Source organism: Kitasatospora sp. NPDC048239 (assembly GCF_043202015.1).
Classification (GTDB): Bacteria; Actinomycetota; Actinomycetes; order Streptomycetales; family Streptomycetaceae; genus Kitasatospora.
Window position 1 is genome coordinate 262146 of sequence record NZ_JBICZP010000002.1, and the last position, 23421, is coordinate 285566.

Genomic DNA, 23421 nt, shown 5'->3' on the forward strand with positions numbered 1-23421 from the left:
GATGGGCAATGGCAAGGCATTGTGAGCAATGAAGCGGAATGATTGCTCTCACCTGGGGGAATGGCGGGAACCCGACGCGCACGGATGGGCAGCGATCTGGGATGCTGTTGCCTATCGTTGTCCGTCGAGGTATCTGGGAGCCCGTGATGAGCGCAGCCGGAGAGGCTGGCCTCGACTGGGCCGCGCTCGGTCGCAAAATCCGACAGGCGCGGGTGAAGATCGGCATGACGCAGGCAGAGCTCGCGGGCGCCGCTGGCCTTGACCGGAAGTCGATCAGCAACTACGAGAACGGGCGGCCGCCCGCCCGCGCCGACCGAGTGCCTGACGGCTACTACAAGGTTGGCGAGATCCTCCAGTGGGCCCCCGGGGCGGTCGAGGACTACTTGCTCGCTGGTGCCGAGGCCAGGCCGCATCCAGGCCCAGCGCCAATGCCCCCGGCGGCAGCGCCGTTGGACCTGTACCCGTTCGTCGGTCGCTTTGCCCGTGCGGCGGTGGCGGCCGGCGGCGATCCCGCATTGCGCGATGTCCTGGAGGAGGTGGCGGACCGCCTGCTCCGGTCGATCCCCCAGGGGCAGCCCAAGGCGGTGCAGCAGTCTGGGTACGGCCTGGCCGCGTATCGGCCGCACGCGTGGGCCGAGGGTGACGCAGGCGTGCCGGAGGATGACGCGGTGCGGATCGAGCAGGCGTTGGAGGAGTACAACCGCGGGCGCCGTCAGGATCCGTAACTCCCCGACATACCCGCGACACGCGTAACTTAACGTGCTTATTTCCTCACGTTTCCTCGTGCGCATATGCCAGAATCTGTCTCCCGGCATGCCTCCCACACGTCAGGATCTTTGGGGGAGAGGCATGCCCACTGCCGCTGTTGTCGCCGGGCTGTCGCACGACCCGCTTGCCGAGCTGGACCGCATGGGAATACCCATCGTCCGGCAGTGGCTGCGGGACACCTGGGGGGTCTGGTCCCCCGCACACCGCGCTGTGGTCATCGCCACCGGGCTGTCCCCGGTTGAGGAGCGATGCGTTCTCGCGCACGAGCTGGAGCACATCCTCGTCGGCGACACCGGGTGCGGCGGGCGAGACGGGCTGAGGGCCGAGCGGCTTGCCGACCTGCGCGCCGCCCGAAAGCTGGTGGCCCTGTCGGACTTCTGCCGGGTGCGGCAGTGGGCTACCAGCGAGGCGGAGATGGCCGAGGAGCTCGGTGTCACGACCTGGATCCTGCGGACCCGCGGGGCCGACCTGGAGGGGGGTGCCCAGTGGCTGGGTACATCGAAGATCGCTGGCTGACCAAGCGGCCTGACCCGGAGACCGGGAAGCGCCGGCGCACCGCGCTCTGGGGCAAGGGCAAGCGATACCGCGTCGCCGGCATCCCCGGAGTCCGATCGCGCTCCTTCGAAACGTCCGGCGACGCGAAGAAGTGGAAGGACGAGGCATCCGTCAAGAAGTCGGAGGGCAAGTTCGTCGACTCGCGCGACGGCCAGGTGCTCCTCGGGGACTACATCGAGACCACGTGGTGGCCGAGCACCGAGTACCCGCCGTCGTCCCGCTCCACCGTCCGCAGCCGGGTCTGGAACCACGTCATTCCGCTGCTCGGGCACCTCCAGCTCAATGAGATCGACTACGAGGTGCTCAAGCAGTGGCGCAAGGACCTGCTTAGGCGGGTGGCGTCGAGCTCAGCACAGGCGATCTGGGCGCACCTGAACAGCATCCTGGAGGCGGCGCGTAAGGGCCGGCGGATCGCGGAGAACCCCTGCCGGGAGCACTCCGAGCTGCGGCCGGAGGCTGGCGAGGGGCGCAAGGCGAAGGCCTGGGCCCGGTCGACGGTCGACGGAATCCGGGACGGCCTGCCGGAGCACTACCGGGTCCTGGTTGACCTCGGTGCCGGCCTCGGCCTGCGGCAGGGTGAGGCCCTCGGCCTCGGGGCGGAGGACTTCGACTGGGAGGCCGGGACCGTCTTCGTTCAGCGCCAGCTCCGCCATGACGTGCACGGCCGGGCCTACTACTGCCTCCCGAAGGGGAAGAAGACCCGGCGCGTGCCGGTCGCGCCGCGGCTGGCGGCTCGGATCCGTGAGCACCTGGCCCAGCACACTCCGGTGTCGACGACGCTGCCCTGGCAGGACCCCGAGGAGCCGCTGACCGAGGCCGAGGTCAAGCAGCGCAGGCCGCGGACCGCGCACTTGCTGGTCGTGACAGGCGCGGGCGAACCGGTGGGTGCCGACGTCTTCAACCGCATCTACTGGAAACCAGCGCTGGAATCCGCGGGCGTGATCGCGCGGCTCGACCTCTCGACGCTGCCGCCGGTGAAGTGGCGGCGGCCGAAAAAGACGTACGGCGACACGCGTGAGCACGGCTACCACTGCCTTCGCCACACCTACGCCTCGGTCAACCTCGGTGCCGGCGAGGCCCCGGCCGCGGTCTGCTCGTGGATGGGCCACGCCTCGCTGAAGATTACTCTGGAGGTGTACGGTCACATGGTGCCGGGCGCCGTACAGCGAGGCCTCGCAGCGATCGACGACTGGTTCGATGCTCCCCAGCCGCAAAATCTCCCTCAGGACTCCCTGGCAGCCGCCTTGGCCCGATGGGCCGAGGAGTTCACGCTGGTCGGGGCTGGGGGCGACACCAAGGCGGGCATGAACAAGCAGTTCAAGCGCGTGAACTTCGTCGAGGAGCCGGAGTCCCCGAAGGAGTGACGGCGCCCGCCTGACCGGACGGGCGGCCGCCGCCCCGGCCCCACCCGGGCACGCGCCGACCCGTGGCCACGGCATTCCCTCCGGCCCCGGGCCGCCGTGAGAGGGTGGCGGCGTGAATCGTCTCGCGGGCGCGACCTCGCCGTATCTGCAGCAGCACGCCGACAACCCGGTGGACTGGTGGGAGTGGTCCCCGGAGGCGTTCGAGGAGGCCCGGCGGCGGGGGGTGCCGGTGCTGTTGAGCGTGGGGTATGCCGCTTGTCACTGGTGCCATGTGATGGCGCACGAGTCCTTCGAGGACGAGGCGGTGGCCGGGTACGTCAATGAGCGGTTCGTCGCGGTGAAGGTCGACCGGGAGGAGCGGCCGGACGTCGACGCGGTGTACATGGAGGCCGTGCAGGCCGCGACCGGGCAGGGCGGCTGGCCGATGACGGTCTTCCTCACGCCCGACAAGGACCCGTTCTACTTCGGCACGTACTTCCCGCCCGAGCCCCGGCACGGCATGCCGTCGTTCCGGCAGGTGCTTGAGGGTGTGGACAGCGCCTGGCGCGAGCGGCGGGAGGAGGTCGGCGAGGTCGCCGCCCGGATCCGGGCCGATCTGGCCGAGCGGGCCTCGGTGTACTCGACGGGCAGCGGGGTGCACCAGCCGCCCGGGGAGGCGGACCTGCACCAGGCGCTGGTCGCCCTCAGCCGCTCCTTCGACGCCGCCCGCGGCGGCTTCGGCGGGGCGCCCAAGTTCCCGCCGGCCATGGTGATCGAGTTCCTGCTGCGCCACCACGCCCGGACCGGCTCCGAGGCCGCCCTGGAGATGGCCGTCCGCACCGGGGACGCGATGGCCCGCGGCGGCATCCACGACCAGCTCGGCGGCGGCTTCGCCCGCTACTCGGTGGACGCCGGCTGGGTGGTGCCGCACTTCGAGAAGATGCTCTACGACAACGCGCTGCTGCTCCGCGCGTACCTGCACCTCTGGCGCGCCACCGGCGACGGGCGGGCCCGCCGGGTCGCGCTCGCCACAGCCGACTTCCTGCTGCGCGAACTGCGCACCCCCGAGGGCGCGTTCGCCTCGGCGCTGGACGCGGACAGCCTCGACCCGGCGAGCGGGAAGTCCACCGAGGGGGCCTACTACGCATGGACGCCCGGGCAGTTGGCCGAGGTGCTGGGCGAGGCGGACGGCGGCTACGCGGCGGAGCTGTTCGAGGTGACGCCGGAGGGCACCTTCGAGCACGGCTCCTCGGTGCTGCAGCTGCTGCGCGACCCCGAGGACCAGGCCGCGGCCGAGCTGGTCCGGGCCCGGCTGTTCGAGGCGCGGGCCCAGCGGCCGGCGCCCGCCCGGGACGACAAGGTGGTCGCGGCCTGGAACGGCCTCGCCATCGCCGCCCTGGCCGAGACCGGCGCCCTGCTGGAGCGCCCCGACCTGGTCGAGGCCGCCGAGCGCGCCGCCGACCTGCTGCTCGCCGTCCACCTGACGCCCGAGGGCCGGCTGCTGCGCACCTCCCGGGACGGCCGGGCCGGTGCCAACGCGGGCGTCCTGGAGGACTACGCCGACACCGCCGAGGGCTTCCTCGCGCTGTACGCCGTCACCGGCGAGGCGGAGTGGCTGCAGCTGGCCGGCGGGCTGCTCGACACCGTGCTGAAGCACTTCGCCGACGAGGCGTCCGGTGCGCTGTACGACACCGCCGACGACGCCGAGGAGTTGATCCGGCGCCCGCAGGACCCGACCGACAACGCCACCCCGTCCGGCTGGACGGCGGCCGCCAACGCCCTGCTCGGCTACGCCGCGTACACCGGTTCGGCGCGCCACCGCACCGCCGCCGAGCGGGCCCTCGGCATCGTCGGGGCGCTCGCCTCGCGGGCCCCGCGCTTCATCGGCTGGGGCCTGGCCGCGGCCGAGGCGCTGGCGGACGGGCCGCGCGAGGTCGCCGTGGTCGGCCCGGCCGGCGATCCGGCGACGGCCGCGCTGCACCGGGCCGCCCTGTTGGGCACCGCGCCCGGCGCGGTGGTCGCCCTCGGCGAGCCGGCGGCGGACGGCGGCCCGGGGTCGGACGAGGTGCCGCTGCTGGCGGATCGCCCGCTGGTCGGCGGTGCGCCCGCCGCGTACGTCTGCCGGCACTTCAGCTGCGACGCGCCGACCACGGACCCGGAGGTCCTGCTGGAGCGGCTGGGCGGCACCGCCCGGTAGCAGGTGTCCGGGCCGGTGGAAAACGCTTTGTCCCCGGTCCGGCCGGCGCGGGAGAATGCGCCATGACCTGGACGGTGAGCGGCTCCCTCGACGACTTCCGCGCGCACACGGACGCCTTTCTGGCCGAGCGCCCGGCCGAGAACACCGTGCTGCTCACGGTCGTGCACCGGCTCGCCGGGTACGGCCTGGACGTCTTCGGGGAGGGGGCGCCGGTCTTCGGCTGGTGGCGGGCCGAGCCGGGCGGCCCGGTCGCGGGAGCCTTCCTGCAGACCCCGCCGTACGAGCCGCGGCTGGGCGCGATGCCCGTCGAGGCCGCGGCGGAGCTCGCCGCGGTGCTGGCGGCGACCGGCGCGGACGTACGGGGGGTGTCCGGTGGCGAGGGCCCGGCGCGGGCGTTCAGCGCGGCCTGGCAGGCCGCCACCGGGGCCGCCGAGTCCGTCAAGAGCAGCGAACGGCTCTACCGGTTGGGCGAGTTGACGCTGGACCCGGCCCGTACCCCGGCCGGGCGCCACCGCCCGGCGGTGGCGGCCGACCGCGAGCTGCTGATCGGCTGGTACCAGGCCTTCCTGACCGAGACCGGGGTGCTGCTGCCCAACGTCGCGCGCAGCGTGGACGATCGGACGGCCGCGGGCGGGCTGTGCCTCTGGGAGGACGCCGGCCGCCCGGTCGCGATGGCCGGTGTCAGCCCGGTGATCGCCGGGATGTCCCGGGTCGGCCCGGTGTTCACCCCGCCCGAGCTGCGCGGGCGCGGTTACGCGAGCGGGGTCACCGCCGCCGCCTCGGCGCACGCGCTGGACCGCGGGGCGGCCGAGGTGCTGCTCTACACCGACCTGGCCAACCCGACCAGCAACTCCATCTACCAGCGGATCGGCTACCGTCCGGTGGAGGACTGCCTGACGCTGGACTTCCCGAGCTGAGCGGCCGACGGCCGGCCCGCGGCCGCGGGCCCGTCGGGTCTGCCGCGCCGCCCGTCCGGGTAGGCCGGGGGGTGGGGGTGTCGTGATGATGGACGAACTACTGGCGTGGGCTGGCCGGTTGGGCCTGGCGGAGGTGGTGGCCGGGGCGCTGGCCGCGAACCTGGGGCTGCTGGCGGTGTCGCTGGCCGTCGGCACGCTGCTGGTCCGGCGCTTCGGCGAACAGCGGGTGACCCCGCCGCCCCCGCCGCCCGACCGGCGCGAGCTGGCTCTGGTCGTGGTCGCCGTCCTGCTCAACTCCGCCGTCGGCGTGGCCGGCTGGGCGCTGTGGCAGGCCGGCTGGATCCGTCTGACGGCCGACACCGGGCTGCGGGCGGCCGCCGAACTGCTGGTGTTCACCCTGGTGATGGACGCCCTGATGTACCTCGGCCACTGGCTCGCCCACCAGCGCCGGCTGTACCGGCTGGCGCACGAACTGCACCACCGCTACCCGGACCCGAGGCCGTCCACCCTCTTCGTCCTGCACCCGCTGGAGGTGCTCGGCTTCGGCGGCACCTGGATCGCGGTGCTCTGCCTGCGGGAGATCTCCCTCGCCGCGCTGGCCGGGTACATCGGCGTGAACCTGCTGTTCGGCCTGCTGGGGCACCTCGGTGTGGAGCCCTTCCCCGCCCGGATCCGGCGGCGCGCGCTGTTCCGCTGGGTGGCCCTGCCGATGTTCCACGCCGGGCACCACGCCGACCCGGGGGTGAACCTGGGCTTCTACACCACCGTCTGGGACCGGCTGTTCGGCACGATCGACCCGGCGTACGACCGCAGGCGCGCGGCGGAGCACCCGGCCCGGGCCTGAGGCCGTCGGGAGCGGCAGGCGGGGGCTACTCCCAGTCCCAGCGGATGCCCAGCAGGCACGGCTGCAGGGCGGTGGCCACCAGGTGGACGCAGCGGTGGCCGTCGAGGGTCAGCTCCTCCGTCTCGTAGGGCTTCTCGCCGGGGGAGCGCAGCGCGAAGCGGTGGCAGCGGACGGGGAGGGCGTCGGGGTGGAAGGTGACCTGGAGGACGTACTGGCCGGCGCCGGAGTTGAAGCCGCGGACGTATTCGCAGCTGGGCTCGGGTGACGGGGCGTCGTCGAAGCCGTAGCCGAGCAGGTGGGTGTCACCGGCCCGTAGGCGCCGGTCCAGCAGGAGTTCGGCGACGAGCAGGTCGTGGGCCTGGTCGCGGCGGACGCGGCCGGGGCGGCAGTTCTCCTCGGCGCGGACCCCGACGCGGGAGATGTCGCAGCCCGGGTCGCCCTGGTAGAGGGCGAGGTAGCGGTCGATGCCGTCGCGGTGGGCGCGCAGGGCGTGTTGGGAGTCGCGGCGCAACAGGGCGCGGTCGGCGCCGATGCGGATGCGCTCGATGTGGGTGATGGTGTGCAGCCCGGTGTCCCGCGGGCCCGAGATGGCGGCGAGCAGGTCGTCGACGGCGCCGGCCGGGGCGATCAGGTCCCGGTAGGGGCGTACGGGCGGGCCGGCCGGGTCGGCGGGGGTGGCCCGGCGGGGGCCGAGGAGCCGGGTGAGGGAGTGCTCGGGCAGGTCCAGCACCTCCTCCAACGCCCGTACCGCGCGCAGGGATTCGGCGCGTTCGGGACGGCGGCGGCCCTGCTGCCAGTAGCTGAGGCTGGTGAGCCCGACATGGACCCCGCGCTGGGCGAGGTGTTCGCGGACCCGGTGCAGGGCGAGGCCTCGGGCGGCGATCGCGGTGCGCAGGGCGAGGTGGAACGGTCCGTTGCGCAGTGCGGTGGCGAGGTCGGTGTGTTCGCTGCGCGGCATGGCTTCCTCCTCGGCCGGCGAGCACCCGGGCTGGTCGTGAATATTCACATGCGGAGCCCGGTTTGTCACTGGCCGGGCCCTGTTGCGCGGGGATTTCCGCGGGCGCGTTCACACCTGCCGGGGGCCGTTCACACCCCGGTGCGGGGGGTCGTGAGGCCGTTGACCCGCCTGCGTCAACGGCGCGATGCTCAGGACGCGATCCGGACCGCACCCCCACACCCCAACTCCTGCCCTGTGCAAGGAGGATTCCCCATGTCTCCACGTCCACGGACACGCCTGCGCCGTGCGGTCTCGGTGCTCGCGCTCGGTGTGCTCGGCCCGGCCCTCACCGTCGCCGCCACCACCCCCGCCCGCGCCGCCACCCCGGTCCACGCCGCCCCCACGGCGTCGGCCCAGGTCGGGCCGGCCGCCGCGGCGGGCAGTACGGCCGATCTGGCCGGTACGTACAAGAAGCTCAACATCGCCATGCAGCAGCAACAGCAGACCAACTGGTGCTGGGCGGCGAGCGGGAACACCATCGCCACCTGGTTCGGCTACACCTACAGCCAGAACCAGTTCTGCAACGCCGCGTTCGGCCGCTCGATCAACTCCAGCTGCCCCAACAGCCAGGCCACCCTGGGCGATGTGCAGAACGGCCTGAGCTGGGTCGGCCTCAACCCGGGCTCGTACGTGACCGGCTACCTGCGCTACAGCACGGTGCAGACCGAGGTGAACGCCAACCGGCCGATCGAGACCCGGATCCAGTGGAGCTCCGGCGGCGGCCACATGCACGTGCTGTACGGCTACGACACCGGCAGCAACTGGGTCTACTGGGGCGATCCGTGGCCCTCCAACAACCGCTACAACTGGGCGGACTACAACTACTACGTGTCCAACGGCACGTTCTCCTGGACCCACTCCCTGTACCGGATCGGCGCGTGAGGGGCGATCATGACTGACCTCAGCAAGGCCCGCCGGGCAGCCGTCACCGTCCTGCTCGCGGCCGGCCTCGGCCTGGCCGTCACCCCGGCCGCGCACGCGGACACCCCGGCCGGCGCCCCCGTGCCGGTCACCGCCGCCGAGCTGGCGCAGGCCCGCAGCGCGGCCCAGAGCCCGGCGGTCCTGGACCGGTTGGGCCACTTCTTCGCCCGCAAGGGCGTGCCGCCCACCCAGCAGCTGACCATCGGCGCGGCCGAGGAGGCGCGGGCGGCCACGGCGGCCGCGCCGACGCTGGCGGGCGAGACGGTGCCGGTCTACACCCTGGACGCGGCCTTCGTGGCCGGGACCTCGGGCGCGCCGGTGGCGAAGGCCGAGTTCACCGCGAGCCGGGCCGTGTCGGCGGACGGCCAGGTCGCCTCGGTCTGGACGGTCAAGCAGGGCGACACCTGGCAGGTCGTCAACATCGCCTCCGGCGGGGACGAGGGCGACTACGCGGCGAAGGCGGCGGCGGGCGGCGGCACGGCGTTCCGCGAGCCGCAGCTCAACGCCTGGTACGTGCTGCGCGAGGGCCGGGTGCTGCCGCTGGACGACGAGGCGCGGCGCTCGGTGGGCACGTCCGGGGTGAGCCTGGCGGCGTACCAGCGGCTGGTCCACCAGCGGTACGGCGACAAGCTGCCCGGCTCGGCGTACGACCGGGCCGGGAAGGGCGGCGGGTACCAGCCCGACGCCGCGCCCGGGGCGGCGGCGGAGGGCGGCGGCTCGGCGCTGCCCGCCGTCACGGCGGCCGCCGCCCTGGGCGCCACGGCGCTCGCGGGCGCGGGCATCGCCCTGCGGCGGCGGGCGGGTGCCCGACGAGGGTAGGGCGCCCACCCGTACGCGGGGGCGGCGGGATCCGGCGGCGGCCGGTCCCACCGCCCCCGCGGCTTCGGCTCGGCGCGGAGCCGGCCTCAGACGCCGCGGAAACCGCGCTCCAGGACGGCGAACGCGTGGTCGACCAGGTCGGCGATGTCGTCCCGGCCGTCGCTCTCGGCCCAGTGCAGCACCACCTCGGTGGTGGCGGCGGCGACGGCCGCGGCGGTGATCCGCATGTCCAGGGTGGGCTGTTCGATCCCGGCCCGCCGAGTGAGCACGGTGAGGTACAGCTGCTGCGGGTCGTTGGGCGGCTCGTGCATCCGGGCGCGCAGCACGGGGACCTCGCTGACCAGCCGCATCCGGGTGAGCAGCTCCTCGCGTTCGTCCTGAAGCAGTTCGCGGATCAGACCGATGACGGTCTCCCGGCAGGACTGCAGGAACGGTTCGTCGGCCGGGCGGCCCAGCAGCGCGGTGACCAGGGCCGGGTCGTACTCGTCACTGAGGACGAGGTCCTCCTTGGTGGCGAAGTACCGGAAGAAGGTGGACTGCGAGACCTCGGCCGCCGCCGCGATCTGGTCGACCGTGGTGTTCTCGTACCCCTGCTCGGAGATCAGCCGGTACGCCTCGCGGCGGATCGCCTGGCGCGTCTTCAGCTTCTTTCGCTCGCGCAGCGACAGCGGCGCCTCCAGCATCGCCTGGACCAGGGTGGTCTGGCCTGCCGAGGGTGCCGCTGTCGGCTGCAGTGCGCTCATATCTTCGATTATCCGCGATCGGCGGCGGGTACGGTGGCCGGTCCCGCGCCGGGCTCCGGTGCCTCCTCGGCCGCGGGCTCGGCGGTGTGCGGTTCGGCGGCGGGCATCCGCAGGGCGACCAGCACCGCCGACAGGACGGCGATCACCCCGGCCACCAGCAGGACCAGCGTCATGCCGTGGATGTACGCGGCGTGCGCGGAGGCCGCCAGTGCGGGGTTGCCGGTGGCGGTGGCGACGGCGTCGGCGGCGACCACCGACTGCCCGGCCTTGTCCGCGGCCTCGGCGGGGAGCCCGGCGGTGTCCAGCGCGTGCCGGTACGACCCGGCCAGCAGGCTGCCGAACACGGCGACCCCGATCGCGCCGCCGACCTGGCGGAGCGTCTGCATCAGCCCGGAGCCGACGCCGGCCCGGGCGGGCGGCAGGGTGAGCAGCGCCGAGGCCTGCGCGGTGATGATCGACATCCCCATGCCGAGCCCGAGCAGCGGGAGCCAGACCGCGGCCAGGCCGTAGCCGTCCTCGACGCCGGTGGTGCTGCCCAGCAGGAGCGAGGCGGCCAGCACGGCGAGCCCGATGGAGATCACGGCGCGCGGGCCGATCCGGGCGACCAGCCGGTCGCTCAGCCGGGCGGCCACCATCAGGCCGCCCATCAGCGGCATCAGCCGCAGACCGGTGCCCAGGGCGTCGGCGCCGAGCACGTTCTGGAAGTACTGCGGCAGGACGAAGAACCCGCCGAACAGCACGACCGACACCAGCGTCGCGGCCACCGCCGACCACCGGAAGGTCGGGTCGGCCAGCAGTGCCAGGTCGAGCATCGGGCTGCGCTGGCGCCGGCTGCGCAGCACCAGCACGGTGAGCGCGACCACCGAGCCGCCGAGCATTCCGAGGACCAGGAGGTCGGTCCAGCCGCGGGCGGGGATCTCGATGATCCCGTAGGTGAGCGCCGAGAGCCCGCCCGCGCCGAGCGCGGTGGCCACCAGGTCGATCCGCGGGGCGTCGGGGTTGAGGCTCTCCGGGAGCAGCAGCAGACACGCGGTGATGCCGATGGCGACCAGCGGCAGGTTGATCAGGAAGATCGAACCCCACCAGAAGTGCTGGAGCAGGAAGCCGCCGATCAGCGGGCCGAACGGCATGCCGGCGGCGAGCGCCCCGGCCAGGATCGCGGTCGCGCGGCGCTGCTCGCCGGGCGGGAAGAGCCCGGGGATCACGGCCATGGACATCGGCATGACCAGCGCACCCGCCAGGCCCATCGCGGCCCGGGCGGCGATCAGGGTGCCGGGGCTGTCGGCGAGCATGCCGACGGCGGAGGCGAGCCCGAACAGGGCGAGGCCGCTGGTGAGGGTGCGGCGGCGGCCGAAGCGGTCGCCGATCAGCCCGGCCGGGAGCATCACGGCGGCGAAGACCACGGTGTAGGAGTCGACGATCCACTGCAGCTGCCCGGTGGTGGCCTCCAGCTGGGTGGCCAGGGTGGGCAGGGCCACGTTGAGGATCGTCATGTCGAAGCTGATCACCAGGACGCTGAGCGCCACGGCGACCAGTGCGAGCCAGCGGCGTGGGTCGGGAACGGGCGGCATGGCGAACCTCCGGGGCCCAGGGGAAAGTTTCCGTCAAATGACAGTAACTCTCAAAAGATGGTCGCCGTCAATGTCGGGGGAGCCGTGACCGCCCGGCTACCTGCGGTGACGTGTCTGGGAAGTGCGCGTTCCGCACACGGAATTGACGCAACGTTGATCTGTCGTTCGCCGCCTCGGGGGCCTGGCGGGTGACTGTCGGTAGATACCATGTGGCAATCGGTCAGTGCGGACCGATGCGTGCCGAGAGCGGAGAAGGGGTGGGGCGGCAGGAGCCGACCACAAGCCCGGCGCAGGAAGGGGAGTCGAATGGCCGGTAGGGAAACGGGTGGCGCGCAGGTGTGGGGCGCCGCCGTGGTGGTGACGTCCGCGCTGGCCGTGGTCGCCGCCTACCTGATCAACGGCGCCGCGCTGGTCCTGGCGGTCGCCGGAGTCGAGACGCTGCTGCTGATGGTGTACGTCGCCCGCAGGTGGCGGGCGCTGCACCGGCCGGTCAGGCCGGGCGGCCACGGTGAGCACCGGCGCAGCGCCCCGGGTGCGGCGCACTGCGAGCGCTGTGCGCGGGCCCGCGAGGCGCTGGACGCCCGCCAGGTCCGCCGGGCTCCCGGCCGCCCGCCGGGCCGTCCGCCGGGCGGGATCGCAGAACGGGCGGCCGACCGGTCCGTGGACCGGCCTGCCGCCCGCCATGGGCTGTCGGGCTCAGCCGGCCGCGCTGTACGCCACCAGTGAGACCCCTACGTACTGCACGATGAAGGCCCCGAGGGTGAAGGCGTGGAACACCTCGTGGAAGCCGAACCAGCGCGGTGACGGGTTGGGCCGCTTGAGGCCGTACACCACGCCGCCGAGGCTGTAGAGCACGCCGCCGACGATCATCAGCACCAGGACGGTCACGCCGCCGGTGCGCAGGAAGTCCGGCAGGAAGAACGCGGCGGCCCAGCCCAGGGCGATGTAGACCGGTGTGTACAGCCAGCGCGGCGCGCCGACCCAGAACACCCGGAACGCGATGCCCGCCAGCGCGCCGCCCCAGACCGCCCAGAGCAGCACCTGCTGCGAGGCGCCCCGCAGCAGCAGGATGGTGAACGGGGTGTAGGTGCCCGCGATGATCAGGAAGATGTTCGCGTGGTCGAGCCGGCGCAGCACGGCGTCGCCGCGCGGGCCCCAGTCGAAGCGGTGGTAGACCGCGCTCACCCCGAACAGCAGCCAGGCGCTGGCGGAGTAGATCGCGCACGCGATCTTGGCGGGTGTGGACTCGGCCAGGCAGATCAGCACGATCCCGGCGGCGACGGTGGCGGGGAACATTCCGGCGTGCAGCCAGCCGCGCCACTTCGGCTTGCTCTCAGCGAGCTCAGCAGTCATGGGCAGCATGCTACCGGCTACCTACGGATGCGTAGGTTACTCGCCCGTAGGAAGTGGCGATCGTCACTCTTGGACGTTTTGGAGTGTTCGAGGTGATGGTGCGCATGCCCCCGCTCGGCCGGAAGCGACTTGTTACTGGCAAGTAACAGTACTGAAAGTAGTAAAAGATGCGTCAATTTCACCGCTGTGCCGTATTCGGGGCTTGAGGCCGGAGCTACGCTGCAAGCACCCTCAAACCCCCGCTACGCCGTCTCCCTGCCGAGATGGCGTGAAACGGAGCGATCGTGTCGTACGAGAACTCTGCTCTCAGCGCATCCGCGCCCACCCGCCACAAGCGACTGCTGGCCTGGGTGAGCGAGATCGCGGAGCTCACCCAGCCGGCTCGCATCGAGTGGTGCGACGGTTCCGAGGAGGAGTACCAGCGCCTCGCGGATCTGCTGGTGGCCCAGGGAACCTTCAAGAAGCTCAACCAGGAGAAGCGCCCCAACTCCTACTACGCCGCCTCGGACCCCACGGACGTGGCGCGCGTCGAGGACCGGACCTACATCTGCTCCGAGCAGGAGAAGGACGCGGGCCCGACCAACAACTGGAAGGCGCCCGCCGAGATGCGGGAGATCTTCCAGGGGGAGAACGGCCTGTTCCGCGGCTCGATGAAGGGCCGCACGATGTACGTCGTGCCCTTCTCGATGGGCCCGGTCGGCTCCCCGCTGGCCGCGTACGGCGTCGAGATCACCGACTCCGCCTACGTCGCCGTGTCGATGCGCGTGATGACCCGCATGGGCCAGGCCGTGATCGACCAGCTCGGCGAGGACGGCGACTTCGTCAAGGCCGTGCACACCGTCGGGGCCCCGCTGGCAGAGGGCGAGGCGGACGTCGCCTGGCCGTGCAACACCACCAAGTACATCTCGCACTTCCCGGAGACCCGGGAGATCTGGTCCTTCGGCTCCGGCTACGGCGGCAACGCCCTGCTCGGCAAGAAGTGCTACGCGCTGCGCATCGCCTCGACGATGGCCCGCGACGAGGGCTGGCTGGCCGAGCACATGCTCGTCCTCAAGCTCACCCCGCCGAGCGGCGAGGCCAAGTACGTGGCGGCGGCCTTCCCGTCCGCCTGCGGCAAGACCAACCTCGCCATGCTCCAGCCCACCATCCCGGGCTGGAAGGTCGAGACGATCGGCGACGACATCGCCTGGATGCGCTTCGGCGCCGACGGCCGCCTGTACGCCATCAACCCCGAGGCCGGCTTCTTCGGCGTCGCCCCCGGCACCGGGGTGGACACCAACGCCAACGCCATCGAGACCCTCTGGGGCAACACCGTCTACACCAACGTCGCGCTGACCGACGACGGCGACGTGTGGTGGGAGGGCCTGACCGAGGAGCCCCCGGCCCACCTCACCGACTGGCGCGGCAACGACTGGACGCCGGAGTCCGGCACCCCGGCCGCCCACCCGAACGCCCGCTTCGCCGTCCCGGCGGCGCAGTGCCCGACCATCGCCCCCGAGTGGGAGGACCCGGCGGGTGTGCCGATCTCGGCCATCCTGTTCGGCGGCCGCCGCGCCACCGCCGTCCCGCTGGTGACGGAGTCCTTCAACTGGCAGCACGGCGTCTTCCTGGGTGCCAACATCGCCTCCGAGAAGACCGCCGCCGCCGAGGGCACCGTCGGCGAGCTGCGCCGCGACCCGTTCGCGATGCTGCCGTTCTGCGGCTACAACATGGGCGACTACTTCGGCCACTGGCTGAAGGTCGGCGCCCAGGCGGACGCCGCGAAGCTGCCGAAGATCTACTACGTGAACTGGTTCCGCAAGAACGGCGAGGGCAAGTTCGTCTGGCCCGGCTACGGCGAGAACAGCCGCGTGCTGAAGTGGGTCGTCGAGCGCCTGGAGGGCGACGGCGCGGGCGTCGAGACCCCGATCGGCGTGCTGCCGACGGTCGACGGCTTCGACCTGAACGGTCTGGAGCTGTCGAAGGAGGACCTCGACCTGCTCTTCACCGTCGACGCCGACATCTGGCGCCAGGAGGCCGCGCTCGTCCCGGCCCACCTGGAGCTGTTCGGCGAGCACACCCCCACCGAGCTGTGGGATGAGTACCGAGACCTGGTCGCGCGACTCGGCTGAGCCTGAGCCTCAGCCCGACATCACGGCCGGTGCGTGGCACGAATCGCGCACCGGACGAGCGACAGGACGGCCGGAGCCCCGCCGGATGATCTTTCCCCGACCAAGGAGATCGTCCGGACCGGGACTCCGGCCGTAGCTTTTCCGGCCCGGGGCCGCCGGCCCGTGACAGACCGCCGTCAGGGCTGGGTGTAGCCGCCGAGGAAGTCCCCGATCCGGGTGACGGCGTCGGTGATCTCCTCGGCGCGGGGGAGGGTCACCAGCCGGAAGTGGTCCGGCTCGGGCCAGTTGAAGCCGGTGCCCTGGACCAGCAGGATGCGCTGGGAGCGCAGCAGGTCCAGCACCATCTGCGCGTCGTCCTTGATCTTGTAGATCTTCGGATCCAGCCGGGGGAAGGCGTACAGCGCGCCCTTCGGCTTGACGCAGCTGACGCCCGGGATCTCGTTCAGCAGCCGGTACGCGGCGTCCCGGGACTCCAGCAGCCGGCCGCCGGGCAGCACCAGGTCCTTGATCGACTGCCGGCCGCCGAGCGCCGCGGCCACCGCGTGCTGGGCCGGCATGTTGGCGCACAGCCGCATCGAGGCGAGCACGGTGAGGCCCTCGATGTAGCTGCCGGCCCGCTGCCGGTCGCCGGAGAGCACCATCCAGCCGGAGCGGAAGCCCGCCACCCGGTAGGCCTTGGACAGGCCGTTGAAGGTGACGCAGAAGAGGTCCGGCGCCAGGGTCGCCAGCGGGATGTGCTCGGCGTCGTCGTAGAGGATCTTGTCGTAGATCTCGTCCGCGTAGACCACCAGCTTGTGCCGGCGGGCGATCTCGACGATGCCCTCCAGCACCTCGCGCGGGTAGACCGCGCCGGTCGGGTTGTTCGGGTTGATCACCACGATCGCCCTGGTCCGGTCGGTGACCTTGGACTCGATGTCGGCGAGGTCCGGGTACCACTCGGACTGCTCGTCGCAGCGGTAGTGCACGGCGGTGCCGCCGGCCAGCGAGACCGAGGCCGTCCAGAGCGGGTAGTCCGGGGCGGGGACGAGCACCTCGTCGCCGTCGTCCAGCAGTGCGGTCATCGCCAGCTGGATCAGCTCGGAGACGCCGTTGCCGAGGAAGACGTCCTCGACGGTGAGCCCGTGCAGGCCGCGGTCCTCGTAGTGCATCACCACGGCGCGGCGGGCGGACAGCAGGCCCTTGGAGTCGCCGTACCCGTGCGCGGAGGCCAGGTTGCGGAGGATGTCCTGGAGGATCTCCGGGGGCGCCTCGAACCCGAACACGGCGGGGTTGCCGGTGTTGAGCTTCAGGATGCGGTGGCCCTGCTCCTCCAGCCGCATCGCCTCGTCGAGCACCGGGCCGCGGATGTCGTAGCAGACGTTGGCGAGCTTGCTGGACTGGATGACCTGCATGCCTGCCTACTTTAGGGGTACGGCGGGGCCCTTCGGCGCGTGGCCCGGGACACGTGCCGCACCGCCTGTGACGGCGTCCTTCGATCGGCAGGCGGGGGCGGCGACCGGCCTTCCGGATCAGTGTCCCGGCATTCGGAACGCTGCCGAAGCCGAGGAATCCCGGGGGAGTGGAAGAAGGAGAGGAGACGGACCGCACACCGCCGCCGGCGTCGGCCGGCCGCGGGCGCGCCGGGCCCGGCGCCCGGTCCGCCCTCGATGACGGCGCCCGTGCCGTGGATGATGTGGTCCGTGCGGCGCCCGGGCTCCTCCGGCGCGCCGCCGACGTCGGACGCCGAGGGTGTCGGACGGTCCTCCGGGACCGGTGCCGGCGAGGTGAGCGAGAGGGGGCGCCGTGATCGCAGCCGCGCTCGGGGCGGTACTGGGGGGCCTGCTGGTGGCGCCGGCCCTGCGGGGCCTGGTGGTGCGCCATGCCGTGCCGGAGGGCGAACCGCCGTGCACGCGCTGCCCGGCGTGCGGGCGGGCGCTGCGCGGGCTGCCGCCCACCGGCCGGTGCCCGGGCTGCCGGGAGCGGCTCGGCCCCGGCGCCTGGCAGGTGGAGGCGGTCACCGTCGCGGTGGCGGCGGCCGTGCTCGCGGTGGCGCACCCGGCCGACGCGGTGCTGCTGCTCTGGGCGGCCGGGCCCGGTGTGGTGCTCGGCTTCGTGGACGCCCGGGCGCGCCGCCTGCCGTACGTGCTCAGCTGGACGCTCGCGGCGGGCCTGGCGCTGCTGCTGACGGTGGTGGAGCTGTCGGCCGGCCGCCCGGACGTCCTGCTGCGCTGTCTGCTGGTCGCGCTCGCCGCCGGCGCGCTGTACGAACTGCCCGTCTGGCTGGGGCTGATGGGCGGCGGGGACTCCGTCCTCGCGCTCGGCCTCGGCGCGCTGCTCGGCCGGTACGGCTGGTCCGCCGCCTTCACCGGGCTGTTCACGGCCTCGGTGCTCGCCGGGATCTGGTCTATCGGCCTGGCCGTGGCCGCCCTGGCCCGCCGCCGGCGGGTGCGCGGGCTGGACCTGCCGATGGGCCCGTTCCTGCTGCTCGGCACGCTCGCGGCGGCGCTCCTCGGCTAGGCCCCCGACAGGCGTGCCAGCCAAGGGCGATGTGAATGCGGACGTGCGGACGTGCGGGCGGCCGGGCGGGTCGGGAAACGGGACGGGGCCCGTCGTACCGGTCAGGTACGACGGGCCCCGCCGTCGGCGCGCAGGCCCCACCCTCAAGGAGCGGCGCGCCGGGGGAGTTACGGCATCTGGTGGACGAACGGGCCGACCGCGTTGGAGAAGGCGTTCCCGTTGTTGGCGTCCCAGTTGGTGGACCAGGTCATCGCGCCGCGGATCGTCGGCCACTTGGCCGGCGGGACGAAGCTGCCGCAGTTCTTGCCGGTGGCCAGGCAGTCCAGCGCGTTGTTCACCACGGTCGGCGAGACGTAGCCGCCGCCGGCCGCCTTGCTGGAGGCCGGGACGCCGATGCCGACCTGGTCGGGCCGCAGGCCGCCCTGGATCTGGGTGCAGATCTGCGAGGTGATGAAGTCGATGGTGCCCTGGGTGTAGACCTTGCCGTCGCAGCCGTTCATGCCGCCCGAGTTGTAGAACTGGGTGTTGACGACGGTCAGGATGTCCTTGGTGTTCAGCGCCAGCTGGAAGTAGGCGCCGGCGGTGCTGTACATCCCGATGGTCTCGGGGGCCATGGTCAGCACGAAGTTCGGGCCGACCTTGCTCTGCAGGCTGTGCAGCGCGTTGCCGAGGTAGGTCGCGTTGACGCCGTTCTCCAGGTCGACGTCGATGCCGTCGAACCCGTAGTCCTTGATGATCGCGTAGGCGCTGTCGGTGAACGCGGTCGCGGCGGCGGCGTCGCCGACGGTGATCGCGCCGTTCTGGCCGCCGATCGAGAGGATGACCTTCTTGCCGGCCGCCTGCTTGGCCTTCACGTCGGCGCGGAACTGCGCGTCGGTGTAGCCGCCGAGGGCCTTGGAGAGCGCCGGGTCGAGCGTGAAGCTGATCGCACCGCCCTTGGTGGGCACGGCGTCGGCGAAGGAGACCGCGATGATGTCGTACGCGCTCTGGACGTCGCCCAGCTTCTGGACGGTGGCGCCGTTGTCGAAGTTGTGCCAGTAGCCGGTGACGACGTGCTTGGGCAGACCGGTGACCGGCGGGGTGGTGGTCGCGGTGGCCGTGGGGGTCGGCGTGGCGGTCTGGGTCGGCGTCGCCGTCTGGGTGGGCGTCGCGGTCGCGGTCGGGGACGCCGTCTGGGTCGGCGTGGCCGTGGCGGTCGGCGAGGCGGTGGCGGTCGGGCTCGGGGTGGCCGTCGGGGTCGGCGACGCGGTGCCGGCCGGGCCGGTCAGCGTGATGTCGTCCGCGAAGTAGGCGCTCTGGCCGTACCAGCCGTGCACGTAGAGCGTGATGCTGCGGGCGGAGGCACCGGTGGTGAAGGTGGTGGAGAGCTGGTTCCAGCTGTTCTGGTTGGACCAGGCGCTCGGGTCGGTGCCGCCGGTGCCCCGCGCGCCGAGGTACACGTACGGGCCCTGCACCCAGGAGCTCAGCGTGTAGCTGGTGTTGGGCAGGACGCTGACGGTCTGGGTGCACTCGGCGGTGTCCGCGGCGCCCGGGGTCGCCTGCAGGGCGCCGGTGCCGGAGTGGACCGGGGTGGAGACGGCGCTCGCGGCGCCGGTACAGCTCCAGCCGGCCAGGTTGCCGGTGTCGAAGCCGCCGTTGGAGACCAGGTTGCCGACCGCCGCGTTGGCGCCGCCGGCGAAGAGGGCGAGGCCGGTGCCGGCCAGGGCGAGGGCGGTGGCGCCGGCCGCGAGGGCCGGAAGGGTGCTGCGCCGGCGCTTGTGCGCGGGCTGGTTCAGCGTACGGGCCATGGCGTGCGCTCCTGGGAGAGGAGGGCGGCCGCCGCGGTGGGGGGCGCGGCGGCCGCGTGTGGGGGAGGGGAGGTCCGCAGTACTGCCTCGGGTCGGGCGGTCGGGGTGCTCGTTCCGCCTTGGTCAAAAGCTGGACTAGACCACTGGCGGTCGTCAAGCATTGAACGTCGTCTTACGGATTCTTTAAGGAATCGGAGACCGTTCCGTATCCGGAGTAGTCGGGGATCGCGGACAAGCCCCCGAACGCCTTCCGGCCACGCACGCCATGCCGGTCGCAATGCACTCCACACCGGACCGTGACCGGACCGCTACCTGCGGCTTTACCGACTGCCTCCGGGCGGGAGTAGGCTGCGCCGGGGGTTGTGACGCACCCCGGTGAAGAGTTACGGAGGGGCCGAAAACCATGGGTCTGCGCGATGTCGTCGAACGTACGCCGGGGTTGCGCACCCTGCTGGACGGTATGTACGGCCTCTACGGCCGCCGGGTCGAGGTCCACCTCGCCCGCACCCCCCACCACATCGGCGTGATCCTGGACGGCAACCGCCGCTGGGCCAAGGCCACCGGGGGCTCCACCGCGTACGGCCACCAGCGCGGCGCCGACAAGATCAGCGAGTTCCTCGGCTGGTGCGACGAGACGCACGTCAAGGTCGTCACGCTGTGGATGCTCTCCACCGACAACCTCTCCCGGCCGGCCGACGAGCTCGTCCCGCTGCTCGGGATCATCGAGGACGCCGTCACCGGCCTGGCCGCCGCCCGCCGCTGGAAGGTCAACCCGGTCGGCGCGCTGGACCTGCTGCCGCAGCACACCGCCGACGTGCTCAAGCGGGCCGCCGAGGAGACCGCAGGCATCGAGGGGATCACCGTCAACGTCGCCGTCGGCTACGGCGGTCGGCACGAGATCGCCGACGCCGTCCGCTCGCTGCTCCAGGAGCACGCCGGGCGCGGCACCTCGATCGAGGAACTGGCCGAAATCCTCGACGTCGAGCACATCGCCGAGCACCTCTACACCAAGGGCCAGCCGGACCCGGACCTGGTCATCCGCACCTCGGGCGAGCAGCGGCTCTCCGGCTTCCTGCTCTGGCAGAGCGCCCACAGCGAGTTCTACTTCTGCGAGGCGTACTGGCCGGCCTTCCGCAAGGTCGACTTCCTGCGGGCGCTGCGCGCGTACGAGGAGCGGCACCGGCGGATGGGTCTCTGATCCCGGCCGGACGGGACCAGGGCCCCAGTAGAGCTGGCCTACCCGGCCGCGGAGCGGGGCCAAACGTTCACCGGCAATGATCCGTCAGTTCTCCGAGGACGCGAATGCACCGCCCCTCGCCTGGGAATACTCCCCTCAGACCGGCCCCGAGGCCACCGGGGCAGCGGGGGCCGGCTTGCCGCGGATGACGCAGGGTCATCCGCTCTGGAGGCCTAGTGGTCAGTTCCAAGAGCCGCCGGACGCCAGACCGGCGCACGTACGTTCTCGACACCAGTGTGCTCCTGGCGGACCCTCTCGCCATGACCCGCTTCGAGGAGCACGAGGTCGTCCTCCCCGTGGTCGTGGTCACCGAGCTGGAGGCCAAACGCCACCACCCTGAGTTGGGCTACTTCGCCCGCCAGGCGCTGCGCCTGCTCGACGACTACCGGATCCGCCACGGCCGGCTGGACGAGCCGATCCCGGTCGGCGAGCTCGGCGGGACCATCCGGGTCGAACTCAACCACTCCGACACGTCGATACTGCCGGCGGGCTACCGGGCCGGAGGCGGCGAGGCGGACACCCGGATCCTGGCGGTGGCCCGCAACCTCCAGGCCGAGGGGTACGACGTCACCGTCGTCTCCAAGGACCTGCCGCTGCGGATCAAGGCCAGCTCGGTGGGCCTGCTCGCCGAGGAGTACCGCGCCGAGCTGGCGATCACCTCCGGGTGGACGGGCATGGCCGAGCTGCATGTCGCCGGGGACGACGTGGACGCGCTGTTCAGCGCGGGCCACGACGCCGGGGTGGACATCGAGGGTGCGGCCGAGCTGCCGGTCCACACCGGACTGGTGCTCAGCTCCGAGCGCGGCCGTGCGCTCGGCCGGGTCGCCGGCGACGGCCGGGTGCGGCTGGTGCGCGGTGACCGCGAGGCCTTCGGGCTGCGCGGGCGCAGCGCCGAACAGCGGGTCGCGCTGGACCTGCTGCTCGATCCGGAGGTCGGCATCGTCTCGATGGGCGGCCGGGCCGGCACCGGCAAGTCCGCGCTGGCGCTCTGCGCCGGCCTGGAGGCCGTCCTGGAGCGCCAGCAGCACCGCAAGGTGATGGTCTTCCGGCCGCTGTACGCGGTCGGCGGCCAGGAGCTCGGCTACCTGCCGGGCTCCGAGACGGAGAAGATGAGCCCCTGGGCGCAGGCGGTCTTCGACACCCTCTCCGCCGTCACCACCCCGGCCGTGATCGAGGAGGTCATCTCCCGCGGGATGCTGGAGGTCCTGCCGCTGACCCACATCCGCGGGCGCTCGCTGCACGACGCCTTCGTGATCGTGGACGAGGCGCAGTCGTTGGAGCGCAACGTGCTGCTGACGGTGCTGTCCCGGATCGGGCAGGGCTCGCGGGTGGTGCTCACCCACGACGTGGCGCAGCGGGACAACCTCCGGGTCGGCCGGTACGACGGCGTGGTGGCGGTGGTGGAGAAGCTCAAGGGGCATCCGCTGTTCGCCCACATCACGCTGACGCGCTCGGAGCGTTCGCCGATCGCGGCTCTGGTCACGGAGATGCTGGAGGACATCAGCCCGTGAGCGTCGACTGATCCGGGCGTTCTGCCCATAGTCGGACAATCCGGTCAACTTTCGGCGCGGGGTCCGCTCCTGACGGAGCGGGCCCCGCGTCCCTTTCATCACATCGAGTGCTTTCTGTCCGGAGAACTCCGGTGCGGTGAATGTGAGATGCGCCACGCAACAGGGAATTGCGTCGACAGTGCCCGGTGCGGCATGGTGAGGGTTCTGTCAGGCCCCGCGTACGGCATGGCAGGGCTTCCGCGCAGCGGGATCCCGGCCCGGACGGTCCGCCAACTCCGGTCAGTGGACGCATAATTGAACACCGATGAGCCGTACGCCGCCCGTCACAACGCCCGGCCGCCCCAACGCGGCCGGACGCCGGGTCAGTACCTCCCGTGACCAGCACCGTACGGAGGACAGCGCCAAGGGGCATGTTGCGTCCGTACGGTCACGCGTGGGCGATGCTGGAAGGAATCCATGTGACTCGGATCTCGGTCCGGGGAGTTGCTGTGGCCTCCGCCACCGCGGTCACCGCTGTCGGTGCCGTTGTGGGTGTGGCCTCGGGCAGCGAGGGCAAGACGACGCAGACGGTCGATGTCGCCGGCGCGACCCTGCTTGCCGAAGTCCCCTCTGGCGCCCAGGCGCAGACCATCAGTGACAACATCGGCCAGCAGGCGTCCGCGCAGCAGGCTTCGGCCGACGCTGCGGCCAAGGCCGCCGCCGAGCAGAAGGCCGCCGAGGAGGCCGCGCGCCAGCAGGCCGCAGCCGACGCCCAGGCGAAGGCCGATGCCCAGGCGAAGGCCGACGCGGAGAAGGCCGCCAAGGCCGCCGAGGAGAAGCGCAAGGCCGACGAGGCCGCTGCGAACCGCTCCAAGGCCCGCTCGGCGATGGCCGCCACCGACTCCGCCACCCAGGCGGCTCCGCCGGTCTCGGTCAGCCCCGGTTCGGTCCAGGCGCTCGCCCAGCAGATCGTCGGCAGCGACGCGCAGTTCCAGTGCTTCAGCCAGATCGTGAAGCGCGAGAGCGGCTGGGACTACACCGCGACCAACAAGAGCTCCGGCGCCTACGGCCTGGTCCAGGCGCTGCCCGGCTCCAAGATGTCCTCGGCGGGCGCCGACTGGCGCACCAACCCGGCGACGCAGATCAAGTGGGGCCTGGACTACATGAACAACCGCTACGGCAGCCCCTGTGGCGCCTGGTCGTTCTGGCAGTCGCACCACTGGTACTAAGAAGACCGGACCGCTCTTCCGACGAGGGCCCCCGACCGCTCAG

20 protein-coding genes are annotated in these 23421 nt (G+C 72.3%); 14 read left to right on the top strand and 6 right to left on the bottom strand.

Annotated features, from left to right (window positions below):
• The first annotated feature begins 146 nt into the window (after nt 1–146).
• From ACGFZP_RS05340 to ACGFZP_RS05365, 6 genes are all read left to right on the top strand, one after another.
• The gene (locus ACGFZP_RS05340; protein ID WP_392928812.1) at nt 147–725 is read left to right on the top strand and encodes a helix-turn-helix transcriptional regulator; all 579 of its coding nucleotides are present in this window, start codon (nt 147–149) and stop codon (nt 723–725) included.
• Nucleotides 726–849: 124 nt separating this feature from the next.
• Nucleotides 850–1284 (top strand): ImmA/IrrE family metallo-endopeptidase, encoded by a 435-nt coding sequence (locus tag ACGFZP_RS05345; protein WP_392928814.1) that lies wholly within the window; start codon nt 850–852, stop codon nt 1282–1284.
• Nucleotides 1254–2687, top strand: a complete 1434-nt coding sequence (locus ACGFZP_RS05350; RefSeq protein ID WP_392928817.1) for a tyrosine-type recombinase/integrase — start codon at nt 1254–1256, stop codon at nt 2685–2687. Before ACGFZP_RS05345 ends, ACGFZP_RS05350 begins: the two co-directional genes overlap by 31 nt.
• Nucleotides 2688–2799: 112 nt before the next feature.
• Nucleotides 2800–4863, top strand: a complete 2064-nt coding sequence (locus ACGFZP_RS05355) for a thioredoxin domain-containing protein (protein ID WP_392928819.1) — start codon at nt 2800–2802, stop codon at nt 4861–4863.
• A 62-nt stretch (nt 4864–4925) separates the two neighbouring features.
• A complete protein-coding gene (locus ACGFZP_RS05360; RefSeq protein ID WP_392928821.1) occupies nt 4926–5780 on the top strand; it encodes a GNAT family N-acetyltransferase in 855 nt (284 codons plus the stop codon).
• An 85-nt stretch (nt 5781–5865) separates the two neighbouring features.
• Nucleotides 5866–6624 carry a sterol desaturase family protein gene (locus ACGFZP_RS05365; protein ID WP_392928823.1) on the top strand — a complete coding sequence of 253 codons (759 nt, stop codon included), beginning with the start codon at nt 5866–5868 and terminating at the stop codon, nt 6622–6624.
• Between the two features lie 25 nt (nt 6625–6649).
• Here ACGFZP_RS05365 and ACGFZP_RS05370 read toward each other — a convergent pair whose 3' ends face one another.
• On the bottom strand, nt 6650–7582 hold the full coding sequence (locus tag ACGFZP_RS05370; RefSeq protein ID WP_392928825.1) for a hypothetical protein: 933 nt from the start codon (nt 7580–7582) through the stop codon (nt 6650–6652).
• A 252-nt stretch (nt 7583–7834) separates the two neighbouring features.
• Between ACGFZP_RS05370 and ACGFZP_RS05375 the strand changes: the two genes are divergently transcribed.
• Complete coding sequence (locus tag ACGFZP_RS05375) at nt 7835–8503, top strand: papain-like cysteine protease family protein (RefSeq protein ID WP_392928828.1); 669 nt, start codon at nt 7835–7837, stop codon at nt 8501–8503.
• A gap of 9 nt (nt 8504–8512) precedes the next feature.
• Nucleotides 8513–9361 (top strand): hypothetical protein, encoded by an 849-nt coding sequence (locus tag ACGFZP_RS05380; protein WP_392928830.1) that lies wholly within the window; start codon nt 8513–8515, stop codon nt 9359–9361.
• 86 nt (nt 9362–9447) lie between these two features.
• Here ACGFZP_RS05380 and ACGFZP_RS05385 read toward each other — a convergent pair whose 3' ends face one another.
• Both ACGFZP_RS05385 and ACGFZP_RS05390 read right to left on the bottom strand, forming a co-directional pair.
• Nucleotides 9448–10104, bottom strand: a complete 657-nt coding sequence (locus ACGFZP_RS05385; protein ID WP_392928832.1) for a TetR family transcriptional regulator — start codon at nt 10102–10104, stop codon at nt 9448–9450.
• A gap of 8 nt (nt 10105–10112) precedes the next feature.
• Entirely contained in the window at nt 10113–11675 is a 1563-nt protein-coding gene (locus ACGFZP_RS05390; RefSeq protein WP_392928835.1) for an MFS transporter, read from the bottom strand.
• A gap of 306 nt (nt 11676–11981) precedes the next feature.
• Here ACGFZP_RS05390 and ACGFZP_RS05395 point away from each other — a divergent pair, with 306 nt between their 5' ends.
• Nucleotides 11982–12401, top strand: coding sequence for a hypothetical protein (locus tag ACGFZP_RS05395; RefSeq protein WP_392928837.1), 420 nt, complete (start codon nt 11982–11984; stop codon nt 12399–12401).
• Here ACGFZP_RS05395 and ACGFZP_RS05400 read toward each other — a convergent pair.
• Nucleotides 12372–13037, bottom strand: coding sequence for a hemolysin III family protein (locus ACGFZP_RS05400; protein ID WP_392928839.1), 666 nt, complete (start codon nt 13035–13037; stop codon nt 12372–12374). The genes ACGFZP_RS05395 and ACGFZP_RS05400 overlap by 30 nt on opposite strands.
• Nucleotides 13038–13312: 275 nt before the next feature.
• On the opposite strand from ACGFZP_RS05400, the gene ACGFZP_RS05405 reads away from it, so the two are divergent.
• The gene (locus ACGFZP_RS05405) at nt 13313–15139 is read left to right on the top strand and encodes a phosphoenolpyruvate carboxykinase (GTP) (RefSeq protein WP_392928841.1); all 1827 of its coding nucleotides are present in this window, start codon (nt 13313–13315) and stop codon (nt 15137–15139) included.
• Between the two features lie 176 nt (nt 15140–15315).
• On the opposite strand, the gene ACGFZP_RS05410 is transcribed toward ACGFZP_RS05405, so the two are convergent.
• Entirely contained in the window at nt 15316–16530 is a 1215-nt protein-coding gene (locus ACGFZP_RS05410; protein ID WP_392928843.1) for a pyridoxal phosphate-dependent aminotransferase, read from the bottom strand.
• Nucleotides 16531–16921: 391 nt separating this feature from the next.
• Here ACGFZP_RS05410 and ACGFZP_RS05415 point away from each other — a divergent pair, with 391 nt between their 5' ends.
• The gene (locus tag ACGFZP_RS05415; protein ID WP_392928845.1) at nt 16922–17635 is read left to right on the top strand and encodes a prepilin peptidase; all 714 of its coding nucleotides are present in this window, start codon (nt 16922–16924) and stop codon (nt 17633–17635) included.
• 167 nt (nt 17636–17802) lie between these two features.
• Here ACGFZP_RS05415 and ACGFZP_RS05420 read toward each other — a convergent pair whose 3' ends face one another.
• On the bottom strand, nt 17803–19422 hold the full coding sequence (locus ACGFZP_RS05420) for a chitinase (protein WP_392928847.1): 1620 nt from the start codon (nt 19420–19422) through the stop codon (nt 17803–17805).
• Between the two features lie 403 nt (nt 19423–19825).
• Here ACGFZP_RS05420 and ACGFZP_RS05425 point away from each other — a divergent pair, with 403 nt between their 5' ends.
• From ACGFZP_RS05425 to ACGFZP_RS05435, 3 genes are all read left to right on the top strand, one after another.
• Entirely contained in the window at nt 19826–20620 is a 795-nt protein-coding gene (locus tag ACGFZP_RS05425) for an isoprenyl transferase (protein WP_209417189.1), read from the top strand.
• Nucleotides 20621–20835: 215 nt separating this feature from the next.
• On the top strand, nt 20836–22170 hold the full coding sequence (locus tag ACGFZP_RS05430) for a PhoH family protein (RefSeq protein WP_392928849.1): 1335 nt from the start codon (nt 20836–20838) through the stop codon (nt 22168–22170).
• Nucleotides 22171–22610: 440 nt separating this feature from the next.
• Nucleotides 22611–23378 carry a transglycosylase SLT domain-containing protein gene (locus tag ACGFZP_RS05435; RefSeq protein WP_392928851.1) on the top strand — a complete coding sequence of 256 codons (768 nt, stop codon included), beginning with the start codon at nt 22611–22613 and terminating at the stop codon, nt 23376–23378.
• Nucleotides 23379–23421: the final 43 nt, after the last annotated feature.

What these genes read in the sequence shown, in the direction of transcription:
- ACGFZP_RS05340 (WP_392928812.1), top strand. Translation starts at nt 147, where the DNA reads ATGAGCGCAGCCGGAGAGGCTGGCCTCGACTGGGCCGCGCTCGGTCGC.
- ACGFZP_RS05345 (WP_392928814.1), top strand. Translation starts at nt 850, where the DNA reads ATGCCCACTGCCGCTGTTGTCGCCGGGCTGTCGCACGACCCGCTTGCC.
- ACGFZP_RS05360 (WP_392928821.1), top strand. Translation starts at nt 4,926, where the DNA reads ATGACCTGGACGGTGAGCGGCTCCCTCGACGACTTCCGCGCGCACACG.
- ACGFZP_RS05365 (WP_392928823.1), top strand. Translation starts at nt 5,866, where the DNA reads ATGATGGACGAACTACTGGCGTGGGCTGGCCGGTTGGGCCTGGCGGAG.
- ACGFZP_RS05370 (WP_392928825.1), bottom strand. Translation starts at nt 7,582, where the DNA reads ATGCCGCGCAGCGAACACACCGACCTCGCCACCGCACTGCGCAACGGA.
- ACGFZP_RS05375 (WP_392928828.1), top strand. Translation starts at nt 7,835, where the DNA reads ATGTCTCCACGTCCACGGACACGCCTGCGCCGTGCGGTCTCGGTGCTC.
- ACGFZP_RS05380 (WP_392928830.1), top strand. Translation starts at nt 8,513, where the DNA reads ATGACTGACCTCAGCAAGGCCCGCCGGGCAGCCGTCACCGTCCTGCTC.
- ACGFZP_RS05385 (WP_392928832.1), bottom strand. Translation starts at nt 10,104, where the DNA reads ATGAGCGCACTGCAGCCGACAGCGGCACCCTCGGCAGGCCAGACCACC.
- ACGFZP_RS05390 (WP_392928835.1), bottom strand. Translation starts at nt 11,675, where the DNA reads ATGCCGCCCGTTCCCGACCCACGCCGCTGGCTCGCACTGGTCGCCGTG.
- ACGFZP_RS05395 (WP_392928837.1), top strand. Translation starts at nt 11,982, where the DNA reads ATGGCCGGTAGGGAAACGGGTGGCGCGCAGGTGTGGGGCGCCGCCGTG.
- ACGFZP_RS05400 (WP_392928839.1), bottom strand. Translation starts at nt 13,037, where the DNA reads ATGCTGCCCATGACTGCTGAGCTCGCTGAGAGCAAGCCGAAGTGGCGC.
- ACGFZP_RS05410 (WP_392928843.1), bottom strand. Translation starts at nt 16,530, where the DNA reads ATGCAGGTCATCCAGTCCAGCAAGCTCGCCAACGTCTGCTACGACATC.
- ACGFZP_RS05420 (WP_392928847.1), bottom strand. Translation starts at nt 19,422, where the DNA reads ATGGCCCGTACGCTGAACCAGCCCGCGCACAAGCGCCGGCGCAGCACC.
- ACGFZP_RS05425 (WP_209417189.1), top strand. Translation starts at nt 19,826, where the DNA reads ATGGGTCTGCGCGATGTCGTCGAACGTACGCCGGGGTTGCGCACCCTG.
- ACGFZP_RS05435 (WP_392928851.1), top strand. Translation starts at nt 22,611, where the DNA reads ATGCTGGAAGGAATCCATGTGACTCGGATCTCGGTCCGGGGAGTTGCT.